At 63.3% G+C, this 16,112-nt stretch carries 13 protein-coding genes; 11 read left to right on the top strand and 2 right to left on the bottom strand.

What is annotated here, in order from left to right; genetic code table 11:
• The first annotated feature begins 2 nt into the window (after positions 1-2).
• From M1D88_RS09365 to M1D88_RS09315, 11 genes are all read left to right on the top strand, one after another.
• Positions 3-1,064, top strand: a complete 1,062-nt coding sequence (locus M1D88_RS09365) for an NAD(P)-dependent alcohol dehydrogenase (RefSeq protein WP_458114236.1) — start codon at positions 3-5, stop codon at positions 1,062-1,064.
• 50 nt (positions 1,065-1,114) lie between these two features.
• A complete protein-coding gene (locus M1D88_RS09360) occupies positions 1,115-2,119 on the top strand; it encodes a carbohydrate kinase family protein (protein WP_458114235.1) in 1,005 nt (334 codons plus the stop codon).
• A gap of 6 nt (positions 2,120-2,125) precedes the next feature.
• Complete coding sequence (locus tag M1D88_RS09355; RefSeq protein WP_458114234.1) at positions 2,126-3,604, top strand: mannitol dehydrogenase family protein; 1,479 nt, start codon at positions 2,126-2,128, stop codon at positions 3,602-3,604.
• A 191-nt stretch (positions 3,605-3,795) separates the two neighbouring features.
• Complete coding sequence (locus M1D88_RS09350) at positions 3,796-4,932, top strand: alpha/beta hydrolase (RefSeq protein ID WP_458114233.1); 1,137 nt, start codon at positions 3,796-3,798, stop codon at positions 4,930-4,932.
• A 172-nt stretch (positions 4,933-5,104) separates the two neighbouring features.
• A complete protein-coding gene (locus M1D88_RS09345) occupies positions 5,105-5,335 on the top strand; it encodes a hypothetical protein (RefSeq protein WP_458114232.1) in 231 nt (76 codons plus the stop codon).
• The gene (locus M1D88_RS09340) at positions 5,329-6,063 is read left to right on the top strand and encodes an SDR family NAD(P)-dependent oxidoreductase (protein WP_458114484.1); all 735 of its coding nucleotides are present in this window, start codon (positions 5,329-5,331) and stop codon (positions 6,061-6,063) included. Before M1D88_RS09345 ends, M1D88_RS09340 begins: the two co-directional genes overlap by 7 nt.
• 45 nt (positions 6,064-6,108) lie before the next feature.
• Entirely contained in the window at positions 6,109-6,693 is a 585-nt protein-coding gene (locus M1D88_RS09335) for a TetR/AcrR family transcriptional regulator (RefSeq protein ID WP_458114231.1), read from the top strand.
• Between the two features lie 394 nt (positions 6,694-7,087).
• Complete coding sequence (betA, locus tag M1D88_RS09330) at positions 7,088-8,821, top strand: choline dehydrogenase (RefSeq protein WP_458114230.1); 1,734 nt, start codon at positions 7,088-7,090, stop codon at positions 8,819-8,821.
• 25 nt (positions 8,822-8,846) lie between these two features.
• Positions 8,847-10,400, top strand: a complete 1,554-nt coding sequence (locus M1D88_RS09325; protein WP_458114229.1) for an aldehyde dehydrogenase family protein — start codon at positions 8,847-8,849, stop codon at positions 10,398-10,400.
• A gap of 121 nt (positions 10,401-10,521) precedes the next feature.
• The gene (locus M1D88_RS09320; RefSeq protein ID WP_458114228.1) at positions 10,522-12,237 is read left to right on the top strand and encodes an APC family permease; all 1,716 of its coding nucleotides are present in this window, start codon (positions 10,522-10,524) and stop codon (positions 12,235-12,237) included.
• A gap of 99 nt (positions 12,238-12,336) precedes the next feature.
• Positions 12,337-13,371, top strand: a complete 1,035-nt coding sequence (locus M1D88_RS09315) for an AAA family ATPase (protein WP_458114227.1) — start codon at positions 12,337-12,339, stop codon at positions 13,369-13,371.
• A 25-nt stretch (positions 13,372-13,396) separates the two neighbouring features.
• Here the strand turns inward: M1D88_RS09315 and M1D88_RS09310 are convergent, their stop codons facing one another.
• Together M1D88_RS09310 and M1D88_RS09305 are read right to left on the bottom strand one after the other, a co-directional pair.
• Positions 13,397-14,806, bottom strand: coding sequence for a ferredoxin reductase (locus M1D88_RS09310; RefSeq protein WP_458114226.1), 1,410 nt, complete (start codon positions 14,804-14,806; stop codon positions 13,397-13,399).
• A complete protein-coding gene (locus M1D88_RS09305) occupies positions 14,803-16,104 on the bottom strand; it encodes an aromatic ring-hydroxylating oxygenase subunit alpha (RefSeq protein WP_458114225.1) in 1,302 nt (433 codons plus the stop codon). Before M1D88_RS09305 ends, M1D88_RS09310 begins: the two co-directional genes overlap by 4 nt.
• Positions 16,105-16,112: the final 8 nt, after the last annotated feature.

Below are 16,112 nucleotides of genomic sequence, written 5' to 3'. Positions count from 1 at the left end.
TAATGACAACACCTATAACCCAGGCTCCGTCAGCCGAAAGGGCAGCGCTTCCCCAGACGATGCGGGCGTCCGTCTTGAGGCGCCAGGGCGATATGGCCATGGAAACCCTGCCCCTCCCGAAGCTCGACGCCGACCAGGTCCTGGTGCAGGTCGCCGCCGTCGGGGTCTGCGGCAGCGATGTCCACTACTACGAGCACGGCCGTATCGGTGACTACGTTGTGGACCATCCGCTGATCCTCGGCCACGAACTCTCCGGCCGGATCGCCGCCGTCGGCACCGCCGTCGACCCCTTCCGCATCGGCCAGCGTGTCGCGGTAGAGCCTCAGCGCCCCTGCCGCACCTGCAAACAGTGCAAAGCCGGCCGCTACAACCTCTGCCCGGACATCGAGTTCTACGCCACCCCGCCCATCGACGGCGCGTTCGCGGAATACGTGGCCATCCAGTCCGATTTCGCCTATCACATCCCGGACAGCGTCAGTGACGAGGCAGCCGCTCTTATCGAGCCGCTCTCCGTCGGTCTGTGGGCCTGCGAACGCGCCGACATCAAGCCCGGCAGCCGGGTTCTGATTGCCGGTGCCGGGCCCATCGGCATCATTGCGGCGCAAGCTGCCCGTGCCTTCGGTGCGGCCGAAATCTACGTTTCCGACATCGCCGAAGACCGGCTCGCCTTCGCCCTCGAACACGGGGCAACGCATGCGCTCAACCCCAAGACCGACACGGTCGAGGGGCTCGATGTCGACGCGTTCATTGATGCATCCGGCGCGCCCCAGGCGGTCCGTTCAGGCATCAAGGCCGTAAGCCCTGCAGGCAGGGTCATCCTCGTCGGCCTGGGGGCGGATGACGTCGAGCTTCCCGTCTCCTACATTCAAAACCGCGAAATCTGGCTCTCGGGCGTGTTCCGCTACACCAACACCTGGCCCCTGGCCATCCAACTCATCGCCGACGGGAAACTGGACCTGGACATTCTGGTAACCGGCAGGTTCCCCCTTACTGAATCCGAGGACGCGCTTAAAGCCGGCAAACAGACCGGTCAGCTCAAAGCAGTCGTCTACCCGGGCCGCTGAATCCCAGCATCAACAGCCCAATCCAAGCACCGACCTGCGAGGAAGCAGCCATGTCATCACAAGGGAACGACCACCAAGCAAAGCTCTCCGACAGTAAAGCCCTGGTCACTGTCATCGGTGAATCACTTGTCGACATCATCGAAGACCCCCGCCGAGGGAAGGCGGCATGCGAGACCCATCCGGGCGGCAGCCCTCTGAATGTTGCCGTCGGCTGCGCCCGGCTGGGCCTTCAGACCCAGATCGTCACGCACTTCGCCGATGACGCTTTTGGCCAGTTGATCGCCGAGCACCTGGAGAACAACGGTGTCGAAACCATCGTCGGCGGTTCTCAACCCACCTCAACAGCTGTGGCGACTTTGGATGACACAGGAGCCGCCAGGTATACCTTCGCCATCAGCTGGGACATAAACGGCGCCTCCGTCCCCATCCTGGCAGCAGCGAAAAGTTCCATGCACGTCCATACCGGGTCCATTGCCACCATTCTGCCCCCGGGCAGCACCTCGGTTATGGGACTGATCGAAGAGGCCCGCCACCACGCCACGATCAGCTTCGACCCCAACTGCAGGCCTGCAATCAGCCCAGACAGGGCCATTGCCCGGAAGCAGGCGGAGGGCTTTGTCGCCTCCAGCGACATCGTCAAAGCCAGCGATGAGGATCTGCGCTGGCTCTACCCGGACAGGACCCTGGAGGAATCGATGAACGCATGGCTGGCTCTGGGCCCGGCCCTGGTGGCATTGACCCGCGGTGCCGACGGCCCGGTCCTCCTCAGCCAGTCCGGCAGGGTTGATATCACAGGTGACAAGGTGGCGGTGGCAGATACCGTCGGAGCAGGAGACTCCTTTATGGCCACGCTGATTTCCGGGCTCGTACAACTTAACGCACTCGGCGCGGCAGCCCGCGAGCGCCTCCACGGGATTACCCAGGACCAGCTTCATGCCTTGGCACGGTATGCAAACGAAGCTGCTGGCATCACCTGCTCCCGCCCGGGCGCAGACCCGCCGGGACTGGCTGATCTGGGCCCGCTGGCAATCCCATCGTCCTTCCTCGAAGCGTAGGCACCCATGCCACCCCTGAGTAACTACACCCTGCCCGGCGTTCCGGGCCCGATCAGCCAACCGAGATACAACAGGTCAAAACTGACAGAGGGAATTGTCCACTTCGGAGTCGGCGGCTTCCACCGCGCGCATCAGGCCATGTACCTGGACCGGCTCATGAATGCCGGAAAAGCCCTTGACTGGGCCATCTGTGGAGTCGGGGTCCTGCCCGGCGACGTCCACATGAAGAAGGTCATGGACAGCCAGGACTGCCTTTACACCCTCACCGTGAAGCGTGCCGACGGGACCAGACAGGCCAGAATTATTGGCTCAATCATCAACTACCTCTTCGCCCCGGACAACCCCGAAGCGGTAATTGAGAAGATGGCCTCTCCCAACATTCGTATCGTCTCCCTTACCGTCACCGAAGGTGGATACAACTTCCACCACGTCACCGGAGAATTCGACGCGGACAACCCCGACGTCGTCCACGACCTTCAACCAGGAGCCGTGCCTCGGACGACCTTCGGTCTCATCACTGCAGCCCTCGCCCGCCGAAGGCAGCGCGGACTGGCCCCCTTCACCGTGATGTCCTGCGACAACATCCAGGGCAACGGCAACGTTGCCCTGGAAATGTTTACCGCCTTTGCAGCCCTCAAAGACCCGGAACTTGGCGCGTGGGTACGGCGGAATGTCCCTTTCCCCAACAGCATGGTCGACCGCATCACCCCCGCCACCACCGGCGAGGACCGCCTGGCCGCATCACGGGAATATGGTGTCGATGACGCCTGGCCGGTTATCTGCGAACCGTTCGAACAATGGGTCCTCGAAGACCACTTCAGCCTCGGCCGGCCCGCGTTGGAGGACGCCGGCGTCCAACTTGTCACCGACGTAGAACCGTACGAGCTGATGAAACTCCGCCTGCTCAACGCCAGCCACCAAGGCATGTGCTATTTCGGCCACCTCGCCGGCCACACCTATGCCCACGAAGCCGCCCAGGACCCATTGTTTGCCCGGTTCCTGCTCGACTACATGGACAAGGAAGCAACCCCCACATTGGAGCCCGTACCGGGAATAGACCTCGACAGCTACAAGCGAACTCTCATTGAGCGTTTCTCCAACGAGCACATCAGGGACACCCTCGCCCGACTGTGCGCCGAAAGTTCCGACCGCATCCCCAAATGGTTGCTGCCTGTCATCCACACGAACCTGGAACGGGGCGGGGAAATACACCGCTCGGCCGCCATAGTGGCCAGTTGGGCGCGTTACGCCGAAGGTATTGATGAGCAAGGAAACACCATCGACATCGTCGACCGGCTAAAAGAACCGCTGATGGCAGCTGGTGCACGCCAACGCGAGGAGCCCTTGGCGTTCATCTCCAACCGCCAAGTCTTCGGCGACCTGATCGACAACGAGCAGTTCGTCCGGGCCTACACCGAAGCTCTGAACAATCTCCACAATGGCGGGGCCAGGGCGACTCTGGAATCTCTTACTTCTCAGCCCTAAGCCGGAGGAAACCAGGCGTTCGTGCCGGCAATTTGATCCCGAGCGGGCATGACAGCAGTCCAGCAGAGTTCCCGGGGGCCCTGACAGTACCCCTCACAAGAGGGACTCCCACAGGTGGTGGGGGTGTGGTGTGCTCGAAGGGACGACGAAGTCCATCAAGTTACGTAACCGACGAACACGAGGATGAATACATGAGCACGGACTCCACCGCACACAACACCACGACTCACGGGATCCAGGTTGCGGGCTTCTCCCGCCGGAACCTGATTAAGCTAACAGGTGCCGGCGCGGCGGCCGTCGGCCTCTCCGGCGCAGCAGGGCTGGCAGGAGCGGATCAGGCTTTCGCCGCTCCCGCTTCCCGCAAGGATCTGGAACCCGGCGATACCTCCAATGGGGCAGACAACTTCTACACCAGCGACCGCGTCACGGTGCGGAAAATCTCGTTCAAGAACCAATTCCAGATGAAGGTAGTGGGCAACCTGTTTGTCCCGACCAATCTGGACCGCAGGACACCCGGCCCGGCGCTGGTGGTGGGGCATCCCATGGGCGCTGTAAAGGAACAGAGCGCCAACCTCTATGCGACCAAGATGGCCGAGCAGGGATACGTCACTCTTTCCTTCGACCTCTCGTTCTGGGGAGAGAGTGCAGGGAAACCCGGCAACGCGGTCTTACCCGACGTCTATGCCGAAGACTTCAGCGCCGCCGTCGATTACCTGAGGGCACAGCCGTTTGTGGATAAGGAACGTGTCGGGGCCATCGGGATCTGCGGCAGCGGCAGCTTTGTGCTCAGCGCCGCGAAGCTCGATCCCAGGATCAAGGCCATCGCCACGGTGAGCATGTACGACATGGGCGCCGCCAACCGCGACGGACTGCGCAAATCCGTCACCCTGGAACAGCGCAAGGACATCATCGCGCAGGCAGCTGCGCAGCGGGACCTCGAGTTCGCCGGCGGCGCGATCCAGTACACCGGGGGAACACCCGACGTCCTCACCCCGGAATCTACAGCAGTGGACCGGGAGTTCTACGACTTCTACCGCACCGCCCGCGGATACCACCCCAACACCACCACGCATCCCACCCTGGCCACCAACCCCAAGTTCATGAACTTCCACCCGTTCGCGGATATGGACCTCCTCTCGCCGCGGCCGCTGCTTTTCATCGCCGGTGACCAGGCTCATTCGAGGGAGTTCAGTGAAGAGGCCTACCGGCTCGCCACAGGCCCGAAGGAACTCTTCTGGGTCCCCGGAGCGGGCCACGTAGATCTTTACGACCGCGTCGGCCTTATCCCCTTCAACAAGCTCACGGACTTCTTCCAGACCAAGCTCTAATCAGCACCGTCACTTCGCCGATGGACGGTGAGACGGCCACGCTCGTGCCATCCTCCTCGTCCATCGGCGAAGCCCGCCACGACTCAGGAAGCCTTATCGCTCAGCTGCCGCTCGAATCGTCGTTCACCGACTTCGGCGGGCACCCTTTCGACGAAAGCAGAAGCACACGGCCATGACCGAAGTCACCCGACGCACTCTTCTCCTGTCGACAGCCTTCCTCGGCACAGGCATCCTGACGGCTTGCACCCAGGAACCATCTCCCGAGAACCCCCGGTCTACCGTGAGTGAAGCCCCGTACGGTGTGGGCCGCTACAACACCCAGGAAGTCGCGGACGAACTGCGCTACATCGAGCAGAACATCCGCCCACTTCCCACAGGGGAGGGGATTGGAAAAGAATACTGATCACAGGCTCCACCGCCGGTATCGGCCAGCTTGCCGCCGCGCATCTCCTCGCCCGCGGTCACCGGGTTGTCGCACATGCGCGCAATGAACAGCGCGCTGCGGATGTGCGGCGAGACCTGCCGGGTCTTGAGGCCGTCGTCGTCGGCGAATTGAGGAACCTCGACGAAACGCAGGCACTGGCCGGGGCGATCAACAAGTTGGGGGCGTTCGACGTCGTCATTAACAACGCGGGGGAGTACCGCCTAACCGGCGAAGAGATGCTGAACGCGAATTCGCTGTCACCCTACGTACTCACGGCACTGGTCGACGCTCCTAAGCACCTGATCTACCTCACCTCGGACCTGCATCTTAGCGGCGAGCTGAAACCGGAGGCAGTGCGATCGGGTGAACGTGATTTCAGCTACGACGACACCAAGACTCAAATCCTGACGCTCGCCATGGCTGTCGCCCGAATTCGTCCCGAAGTGCAGGTCAATGCCGTGGCTCCGGGATGGGTTCCGACCACCATGGGATTCCATAATGGCCCCTACGCCCCGGACGACCTTCGCGAAGGCTACATGACCCAGGTGCTGCTAGCGGAAGGTCTCGAGCCCGGGAGCCGGGTCACGGGAGGATTCTTCTTCCATCGCGAACCGGAAACACGTGTGCATGCCGATGTCCGCAACACCACTGCGCAGGATCTTCTGCTGGAGGCTTACGTGCAGCGCACCGGCGCACCCCTTCGCTGATGGAGGCAAGATGCGCCACCACGGCTTTGGCCATAGTCTGGCCAAGTGGATACCAACACCGTGAAGTCCGGCGAACAGGTCGACAGGCAGTCGCGCATCCTTGAAGCGGCACTGGGTCTGCTGTCACGCCACGGCATCGCAGGAGTCAATATGCGGGCAGTGGCCCGTGAAGCCGGCGTCGCACTCGGGCTCGTGAACTACTACTACGAAGACAAGTTGAGCCTTATCCGTGCAGCCCTGCACCGGATTGACCAGCATGACCTGATGCTCGTCGCGCCTGACCCGGAGTTACCCCCCGAAGAACAGCTCCGGAAGGCCCTCCGTCGCGTTGCTGGCCCGGACCTCCTGACCACCCAGTACCTGTCCCTGCGTCTCCATCTGTGGGCGCTTGCTCAAGCCCATGAAGACTTTGCATCCATCAATGCGGCAGCGTTCGAGCGCTATCTCGACGGGCTCGCCACGCTCATCCGAAATGCCAGGCCCGAGCTTTCCACTGAGGCGTGCAGGGAACGGGCAGCTGACATCGTCGTCGTGCAAAACGGGATGTGGTTAACAGTGCTCCTTGGTGTTGACAAGGAATCCATCCGGCGGAGCATCGCCCGCACCGAAGAGATCGCACTCGCCGCTTAGCGACGGCTGCAACACTCATTCGCGGACGTCGAAACCGTCCGCCGCGGCAAGGCCCTTCCCTGGCCTTTTCATGACCAACGCTCGTCATATTCAATGGCGGGGCGCAGTATTCCCAACCATTTTGCGGTCCGTTGTTTCGTCGTAGTTAAATCTTGAACATTTGTTCAGTCGAACTATTGAACACTTGTTCAAGGTGCACTACTGTGCATGGATATGAGTTACACCACACCAGCAGTCAGGTCCCTTAACGGCCTTTGCCGGTGACGGTGCGCATCCAATAACTCAGGGATCCACAAAGCTTTCCGGGGCACAGCGGTTTTTCGCCAGCCTCCGCATGAAGGACCACTAGCCCCAGCGGCGAGTTCTGCATTCAGGTAGAAGGAGACTTTCCAGCATGATAAAAACCCACTACGACTACGTCATCGTCGGCGGCGGAAGCGCGGGTTCCGTGCTCGCCAACCGGCTGAGCGAAGGAGGGCAGAGCAGCGTCCTGGTTCTCGAGGCCGGACGCAGCGACTACCCTTGGGACCTTTTCATCCAGATGCCTGCGGCGCTGACATTCCCCAGCGGCAACCCGTTGTACGACTGGCGTTACCAGTCCGATCCTGAACCGCACATGGGAGGCCGCCGCGTAGCCCACGCCCGCGGCAAGGTCCTGGGCGGCTCAAGCTCCATCAACGGCATGATCTTCCAGCGCGGCAATCCCCTGGACTACGAGCGCTGGGGCGCCGACTCCGGAATGGAAACGTGGGACTTCGCCCACTGCCTGCCCTACTTCAATAAGATGGAAAACGCCTTGGCAGCGGACCCGGACGACGAACTGCGCGGACACGACGGCCCGCTGGTCTTGGAGCGCGGACCGGCCACCAACCCGCTCTTCCAGGCGTTCTTCAAGGCCGCCCAGGAAGCCGGCTACCCCCTGACGGACGACGTCAATGGCTACCGCCAGGAGGGCTTTGCGGCCTTTGACCGCAACGTCCACAAGGGCCAGCGCCTCTCAGCTTCAAGGGCCCACATCCGCCCCAACACCAGCCGTCCCAACCTGACGGTCCTGACCCGGGCGATGGTCACCAAGGTCAACTTCAAGGGCACCATGGCCACCGGCGTCACCTACCGCCGCAACGGACAGACCCATCTGGTCAACGCCGGCGAGGTCATCCTGTCAGGCGGCGCCATCAACACCCCGCAGCTGCTGCAGCTCTCCGGCGTGGGCGAAGCCGCACACCTGGACTCCCTGGGTATCAATCCTGTCATCAACCTTCCCGGCGTGGGGGAGAACCTGCAGGACCACCTTGAGGTCTACATCCAGCACGCCTGCACCCAGCCGGTGTCGATGCAGCCAAACCTGGACCTCTGGCGTTACCCCCTCATCGGCTTGCAGTGGCTGCTGGGACGCAAGGGCCCAGCGGCTACGAACCACTTCGAAGGCGGCGGGTTCGTCCGCTCCAACGAGGACGTTGCGTACCCCAACCTGATGTTCCACTTCCTGCCCGTGGCTGTGCGCTACGACGGCCAGAAGGCGGACGCAAAGCACGGCTACCAGGTGCACATCGGCCCCATGTACTCCGATGCCCGCGGCACCCTGAAGATCAAGTCCACCGACCCCACCGTCCATCCGTCCATGCTCTTCAACTACCTCTCCACTGAGCAGGACCGGCGCGAATGGGTGGAGGCCATCCACGTGGCCCGCGATATCCTGGGCCAGTCCGCCATGATGCCCTTCAGTGGCGGGGAGCTTTCACCCGGGCAAAGCGTCCGGACTGACGCCGAAATCCTGGACTGGGTGGCCCGGGACGCCGAAACGGCCCTGCATCCTTCCTGCACCGCCAAGATGGGCCCGGATTCCGATCCGATGGCGGTGGTGAACCCGCTTGACATGTCAGTCCATGGAACCCAGGGCCTCCGCGTTGTGGATGCCTCGGCCATGCCGTACGTGACTAACGGCAACATCTACGCCCCCGTTATGATGCTCGCCGAGAAGGCCGCCGATCTGATCTCGGGGAAGGCGCCGCTGGCCGCCCAGCATGCCGAGTTCTACCGCCACGGGATCTCTCCCCTTGAAAAGGACGGCACAGAGCGTAACAGTGCCGGTACTGCAACTGCCCCCGCGGCTAGGGCCCAAGCATGATTGATGAACCGGAGAAGGAGAAACAATGACCGCCACAGTTGAACAAATCCACCACACCGGGAAGACGCAGGATGCCGTCAAGGGCCTGTACATTGACGGCGCCTGGCACCAGGCATCCGACGGCGGGACAACAGTTGTGCGCTGCCCTGCGGACGGCCGCGAGGTTGCAGTTGTCGCCTCGTCCACCGTCGAGGACGCGGAGCGGGCAATCGCCAGTGCCCGGGCAGCGTTCGACGGCGGTGCGTGGCGCCGGCTGACGGACATCGAACGCGGCGAAGTCTTGCTTCGCATCGCCGGGCTGCTTGAGCGGGACAAGGCGGCGTATGCCCGCGCCGAGGCGCTGGACACAGGCAAGCGCCTTGTCGAGGCCGAATACGATATTGACGACATTGCCGCATGCTTCCGCTACTACGGCAAGATAGCAGGCCTCGATGCGGGCAGGGTCATCGATACGGGCCGGCCGAATGCCATCAGCCGCGTGGTCTACGAACCGCTTGGCGTCTGTTCCCTCATCGCACCATGGAACTACCCGCTCCTCCAGGCGGCCTGGAAAGTGGCACCGGCACTCGTCGCCGGAAACTCCTTTGTGCTCAAGCCCAGCGAACTCACGCCGTCGACTTCCATCCTGCTTATGGAAACGCTGGCAGAGGCCGGGGTTCCCGCCGGCGTCGCAAACCTGGTCACGGGAAGCGGATCGAGGGTAGGTCCTCCCTTGAGTTCCGACCCGCGTGTGGATCTCGTCTCCCTGACCGGAAGCCTGGCCACGGGCCAGACGATCATGGCGGCCGCCGCGGAGACTGTGAAGCGCGTCGCCTTCGAGCTCGGCGGAAAGAACCCCAACGTCGTCTTCGCGGACGCCGACTGGGACGCCGCCGTCGACAATGCCCTGACAGCTGTTTTCCTGCACTCCGGCCAGGTCTGCTCGGCCGGGGCGAGGCTCCTCGTCGAGGAGACAATTGCGGAGCGCTTCGTTGCCGAGGTGGTGGAACGGGCGAAAAGGATCCGGATGGGCGGGCCGTTTGATCCCGACGCAGAAACGGGCCCGCTGATTTCCGCCAAGCACCGCGAACAGGTTCACGCCTACGTCCAGGCCGGAATCGCGGAGGGCGCCGAGCTCTTGTGCGGCGGCTACATCCCCGACGACGGGACGCTCGCGGACGGATTCTTCTACCCGCCCACCGTGCTCGGTAACTGCCGCTCGGGTATGAGCGTGCTGCGGGAGGAGTCATTCGGCCCGGTGCTAACGGTGGAGACGTTCCGTACCGAAGCCGAGGCCGTTGCCATAGCCAACGACACGGAGTATGGCCTGGCGGGGGCGGTCTGGACATCTGACGCGTCGAAAGCGCAGCGCGTTGCGGGGGCCCTCCGGCACGGAACAGTGTGGATCAATGACTACCACCCGTACGTCCCGCAGGCGGAGTGGGGCGGTTTCGGCAAGTCCGGCATTGGCCGTGAACTTGGCAGCGCGGGCCTCAACGAATACCGCGAGGCAAAACATATCTGGCAGAACATCCAGCCGGCACCCAGCGGCTGGTTCGGCTCGTCTCCGGACGGAACGGGGGCGGTTCCGGCCGAATAGGCAACGGCTATTGGGGGAACGGCCGGGCGCTGCCCAGCGCGGTGCCCGGCCCTGATATAAACCCGCGTCCAATGGCGGCCGCGGGTCATCACCATCGTGCTTTTCTCACTTAGGAGCTCAGATGTTAGAACCCACAAAGCGTGCAGACGCAAGCGGCATGGACGAATTCGGCTATGCCCAGACCCTGGACCGCAGCATCGGCAAGTTCGCCAGCTTCGCTGCAGGCGTCAGTTACATCTCCATCCTCACCGGCGTATTCCAACTCTTCTACTTTGGTTTTTCCATGGCCGGCCCTGCCTACGCGTGGTCTTGGCCCCTCGTTTTCGCCGGCCAGCTGATGGTGGCGCTCTGCTTCGCTGAGCTGGCCGGCCGCTACCCTGTGGCGGGTTCGGTGTACAACTGGGCGAAGCGGCTCTCTTCAGGGACGTTCGCCTGGCTGGCCGGCTGGCTGCTGCTCATCTCCTCGATCGTGGCGCTCGGAGCCGTGGCTCTTGCACTGCAGCTCACCCTGCCCCAGATCTGGTCCGGTTTCCAGATCATCGGCGACGGCACCGGCACCTACGATTTCGCCCTCAACGGCGTGCTGCTCGCCAGCATCATGATTTCCATTTCCACCATCATTAACGCCTTCGGCGTGAAGCTGATGACCAAAATTAACAGCATCGGCGTTTTCGTGGAGCTCGCTGCCGCCGTGCTCCTCATCCTGGCCCTTGCCTGGCATGTGGTGCGGGGGCCGGAAGTCCTTTTCAGCACCGCAGGCTACGGCATGGACCACGACCTTGGCTTCTTCGGGGTGTTCCTCATCGGCGCCATGGCCTCGGGTTACGTGATGTATGGCTTTGACACCGCCAGTTCCCTCGGCGAGGAGACGAAGGACCCGAAAAAGACAGCACCCAAGGCCATCCTTCGTGCAATCACGGCGTCCTTCATCCTCGGCGGCCTGATTCTCCTTGGCGGACTCCTGGCCGCACCCGACCTCAACGACCCCAAGCTGGGCGCTGCCGACGGCGGCTTGCAGTACATCGTGCTCTCCGTGTTGGGAGGCCCCTTCGGCAAGGCGTTCCTGGTGTGCATCGTCGTGGCCGTGACCGTCTGTACCCTGGCCGTTCACGCCGCTGCCATCCGCATGATGTTTGCCATGGCCCGGGACAACAACCTGCCCTTTAGCCGCCAGCTCAGCAAGGTCCATCCGGAGCGGAAGACGCCAACGGTGGCGGCCATCGTTATCGGAATCATTGCCATCATTCCATTGATCGTCAACGTCTCCCAGCCGGCCATCTTCACCATTCTTTCGAGCATCAGTATCGTCCTGATCTACCTGTCCTACCTGCTGGTCACCGTTCCGCTGCTCCGCAAGCGGTTCCAGAAGAAGTGGCCGCTCGCGGACGACGACACCGAGCCCGGCTTCAGCCTGGGCAAGTGGGGGCTGCCCGTGAACATTATGGCGGTGCTGTGGGGCGGCGCCATGACCGTGAACCTGATCTGGCCCCGCCCGGAAATCTACAACTCGGTGCCCCCGTTTGAGTGGTACCTGCAGTGGGGCGGTGTCCTGTTTGTCGGCGCCGTCACCGGCGGCGGGGCGCTCCTCTACCGGTTGAAGATCAGGCACCAGACCGGTGTGCTGGCCGCGCATGCGGCGCCTGCCTCCGTGGACCCTTCGGAGGGCTCAGCCTCAATGGGATCCCCTGCTGCCACCGGACTCGTTTCGCCCCCCGCTCACGCCATGGCGGCGCACTCCTCTCCGGACATGGGCGGTGAGGCTCCCGATGAACTGGCGGTCCAGGGTGCCACGTCGGGAAAGGTCCGGGGTCATAGCGGGGTTACCTTTCGGAACTAGGCACGACGGCGGGGCGTAGCCAGTCCTGCTCAGGCATCCCTTCGCCGGGCTCCGGCGGAGGGATGCCTTTCCGGCGGAATCGAGTACTAGAGTGGATGCATGGCTGCCAGCCGTAATCCGCTCGAGGACCTGCGCGAAACCATCGGCCATCTGGCCGATCAGCTCAAGCTGCCCGGTTCGGAGCGTGTCGACGACCTGGTCGGCGATCTCATCGGTGCGAGGCCCGGGCCGGCCCGGCCGCTGTCCGAGGTGCAGGCCGAGCTCGACGCGCTGGTCGGCCTGGAGACCGTGAAGGAACAGGTGCGGGCCCTCGTCGCACTGCTCCAGGTTCAGGCCCGCCGTAAGGCGCACGGCCTGCCTGAGGTGGCCACATCACAGCATCTGGTGTTCCTCGGAAACCCGGGCACGGGCAAGACCACCGTGGCGCGGCTCCTGGCCGAGATGTACCGCGCGGTTGGTCTGCTGCAGAAAGGCCACCTGGTCGAGGTCGACCGTTCGGGCCTGGTGGGGCGGTACGTCGGCGCGACCGCGATCAAGACGGACCGGGTGATCCGGCGTGCGCTGGACGGCGTCCTGTTCATCGACGAGGCCTACGCGCTGGCCCCGGAGGACGGCCGGATGGACTTCGGCCCCGAGGCGATCGAGGTCCTGCTCAAGCGGATGGAGGACCACCGCCACCGCCTGGTCGTGATCGTGGCCGGGTACCCGCGGCTGATGGAGTCCTTCTTGCTCTCGAACCCCGGACTGCGCTCCCGGTTCGCCCGCGAGATCACGTTCCCCGACTACTCCGTCGACGCTCTCCAGACGATCTTCCACCAGATGCTGGCCCAGCACCAGTACACACTGGAGCCGGGTGCGGACCAGGTGCTGCGCCGCATCTTCACCGGGCTCCACGCGGGTGAGGACTCCGGCAACGCACGGTTCGCCCGCACGCTGTTCGAGCAGGCGCTCAACCGCCAGGCGCTGCGGCTGTCGCTCGACGAGGAACAAAGTCTCGACGCGCTCGATCGCGAGGCCGTCACGACGCTCACCGCGGACGACATCGTCGAGGCCGCGCTGGCCTTGGGCGAGGAGCCGGAGCCGGAACCGACGCCGGAACCGGAGCGGTCAGGCTGGTGGCGCTGGCTGGTCTGACAGGCCCTAGAGCAGCTGGAAGCGGCTAGGCATCGATTACCAAATCGGTCTGTGCAGTGGAGCAGCAGGGCAGGAACTTGCCTGCATCGATTTCCCGTGCCCGGATCCCGCCCTGGTGGTTCATGTCGACCTCCCCGGAAAGCTTGACGACCTTGCAGGAGCCGCACATTCCTTCCTTGCAGTTCGCCCCGATCCTGACGCCCGCACGCTGGGCCACCCCGAGGATGTGTTCGGTGGGGTCGATGCGCACATTGATGCCGGTGCGCATGAAGGACAAGGTGAGGCTTCCTGTTCCTACCGTGTCGAAGCTCGACGCGTCAGGAGTAACAGCCTCCTGCTTAACGTCCGAACCAGCGTCGGAAGCTTCTGATACGGCCGGATCGGCTGTTTCCAGCGGCAGACCCGTGGCCTTCAGGGTTCCCTCGGCGTCGTACCCTGGCTCGTAGAGTCCAAACGCCGTGGGCTGGCTTTCGTAGTACTCCTCGGCGGAATCGGCGATTTCCTCCGCGATTTCCTCTGCAATGTCGGCCGCCAGCGCGAGCTCCGCCTGGTATTCAAGGATCGTCTGGCGATCTCCCGTAAAGAACTCCATGTGGATGGACGTGTCGTCGACGCCCACCTTCCCGAGGAGCTCAGTGGCAGTGTTCAGGTAGCCCTCGGGGCCGCAGGCATAGACCTGGCGGCCGTTGGCATCGGGGGCCACGTGGTCGAGCATGGCGGCCGTCAGCCTTCCGCTGAGCCCTTCCCAGTCCTCGGGTTTGCCGCGGTCGCCCAGGGAGTAGAAGACCTTGATGCGCGAGTCCACGGAGGCGATGTAGGCGAGCTCCTTGTTGAAGGCAAAGTCTTCGGCCGCAGCTCCGTGGTAAAGCACCACCACATCGGCCTGTCCGGGAAGGGAGTGAATGGTTCGCACCATGGACATGATGGGGGTGATGCCTGCTCCGGCGGCCAGCAGGAGGTACCGTGCCCGCCGGTCTGCATCGGGCAGGTGGAATGCCCCCACCGGTCCGAGCATCTCAAGGACGGTGCCGGGTTTGATGTTCTCGTGCACCCATGGTGAGACCAGACCCGTGGCATCGCGTTTGACCGTGATGTCGAAGGTCCACGGCTTGGTGGGTGCGCTGGACAGCGAGTAGCTGCGGTCCGCCGGATCCTGGTCCTCGCCATTCACGGGGAAGGCAACATTGACGTACTGGCCAGCACGGAACGCCAAGGGCGCACCGTCGGAGCGACGGAACACGAAGGTCATCATGCCGCCCACTTCGGGAACAACCTCGACGCATTCGGCCATGAACTCCTGCGGATGCCAGGGACCCAGGGCACGGGCCGCACTGGCTGGTCCCTCGGTGCTGCCCATGACCCTGTTCCACGGCATCTCAAGACCGCGGATGCGATGTGGTTCGTGGACTACCGTCTCAGTGAGGAGTTCCGTCATGCCAGGTGCTCCTGGACACGCTGCACGTACCAGTTGATGAACGCCTCAACCTGGTATTCGCTCTTCATGTACGGGCCGGGCTCGTAGGCGGGGCTGCCGGCGCCCTTCTGGCACAGCTCCACGAACGCCTTGTCCTGCAGATTTGTCTGCTTCCAGGTGTAGGTGAGTTTCTCCAGATCGTAGTCGACGCCTTCCTCGGCGTCGTCTGCCACCAGCCAGGTGGTGCGTACCAGCGTCTGGTGTTCGTTAACGGGGAAGACGGCGAAGGTGATGACGTGGTCCCCTTGGAAATGGAACCAGCTGTTGGGCTGCAGGTGCATCGAGCAGCGGCCAAGGCGGAAGTCCCGCAAGTCGCCGAGCAGCTTTTTGGAGAGCCGGCGCCCATCGGGCGAGAACGATTCGCCTTCTCCGTCGAGTGATTCCCGTGAGATGCGGATACCCGCGATGCGTGTGTCGAGCTCCTCGACGACCTCGTAGGGAAGGCCATAGCGGCGGCAACGTTCCTCGAGCGAGGACTGTGCTTGCTTGTTGCGGTCCCATACTTCTTCAAGGTGGGCCGGGATCAGGCCCTCCGTCAGGCCCCAGGTGGGAAAGAGGGAGCAGGCGAGCTCCGGGTGGCCGTCGCAGTGGTAGCACTCACGGTTGTTCTCCATGACGAGCTTCCAGTTGCCCTCCTCGACGATGTTCTGCTGATAGGCGATTTTCGTCTTCGACAGATCGTGGGGTGCGAGGTAAGGCTCGAAAATCTTAGAGGTTTCGTCAAAATCCGCCGGCGGTTCGTCCGCAATACAGACGAAGATGAGTCCGGCCACCACGCGGCTGTGGGCGCGCTTGAGGCCGAAGCAGCCCTTGTCGAACTTGGTCTCCCCAGGCGCCGAGGCATGGATCAGATTTCCTTCGGGGGAGTAGGTCCAGGAGTGGTAGCCGCAGACCAGGTTTCCCGCTGACCCCGCGGGCTCAGTCAGGACGCGGGCGCCGCGGTGGCGGCACACGTTGTGCAGGACGTTCACGCCGCCGTCGTCGTTGCGCAGCACGATCAGGGAGTAGGGCCCGTAGTCGACGGTGATGTAGTCGCCCGGCTCCGGGAGTTCGGCGATGCTGCCGGCAAAGATCCAGTGCTGGCCAAAAATGGCCTGCATGTCGATGTTGAAAATCGTCGGGTCGGTGTAGAAGGGGGCATCGAGGGAATATCCCACGCGCCGGAAATCGAACAACTCGTTGATTTCCGCCAGCTGCTCGGCAGGCAATGATGAGGCGAGTTTTCCGCGTGAATTGAGGGGCAAGACTGGAGCAGACATGTGTTTCC

The sequence above is a fragment of the Arthrobacter sp. R1-13 genome (genome assembly GCF_054161475.1).
The sequence above is the reverse complement of the archived record's forward strand: the minus strand, read 5'-3'. Positions and strand labels throughout refer to the sequence as shown.

Bases quoted from the DNA above. Each gene is read 5' to 3' on its own strand.
- M1D88_RS09365 (WP_458114236.1), top strand. From the start codon at position 3: ATGACAACACCTATAACCCAGGCTCCGTCAGCCGAAAGGGCAGCGCTT.
- M1D88_RS09360 (WP_458114235.1), top strand. From the start codon at position 1,115: ATGTCATCACAAGGGAACGACCACCAAGCAAAGCTCTCCGACAGTAAA.
- M1D88_RS09355 (WP_458114234.1), top strand. From the start codon at position 2,126: ATGCCACCCCTGAGTAACTACACCCTGCCCGGCGTTCCGGGCCCGATC.
- M1D88_RS09350 (WP_458114233.1), top strand. From the start codon at position 3,796: ATGAGCACGGACTCCACCGCACACAACACCACGACTCACGGGATCCAG.
- M1D88_RS09345 (WP_458114232.1), top strand. From the start codon at position 5,105: ATGACCGAAGTCACCCGACGCACTCTTCTCCTGTCGACAGCCTTCCTC.
- betA (WP_458114230.1), top strand. From the start codon at position 7,088: ATGATAAAAACCCACTACGACTACGTCATCGTCGGCGGCGGAAGCGCG.
- M1D88_RS09325 (WP_458114229.1), top strand. From the start codon at position 8,847: ATGACCGCCACAGTTGAACAAATCCACCACACCGGGAAGACGCAGGAT.
- M1D88_RS09320 (WP_458114228.1), top strand. From the start codon at position 10,522: ATGTTAGAACCCACAAAGCGTGCAGACGCAAGCGGCATGGACGAATTC.
- M1D88_RS09315 (WP_458114227.1), top strand. From the start codon at position 12,337: ATGGCTGCCAGCCGTAATCCGCTCGAGGACCTGCGCGAAACCATCGGC.
- M1D88_RS09310 (WP_458114226.1), bottom strand. From the start codon at position 14,806: ATGACGGAACTCCTCACTGAGACGGTAGTCCACGAACCACATCGCATC.
- M1D88_RS09305 (WP_458114225.1), bottom strand. From the start codon at position 16,104: ATGTCTGCTCCAGTCTTGCCCCTCAATTCACGCGGAAAACTCGCCTCA.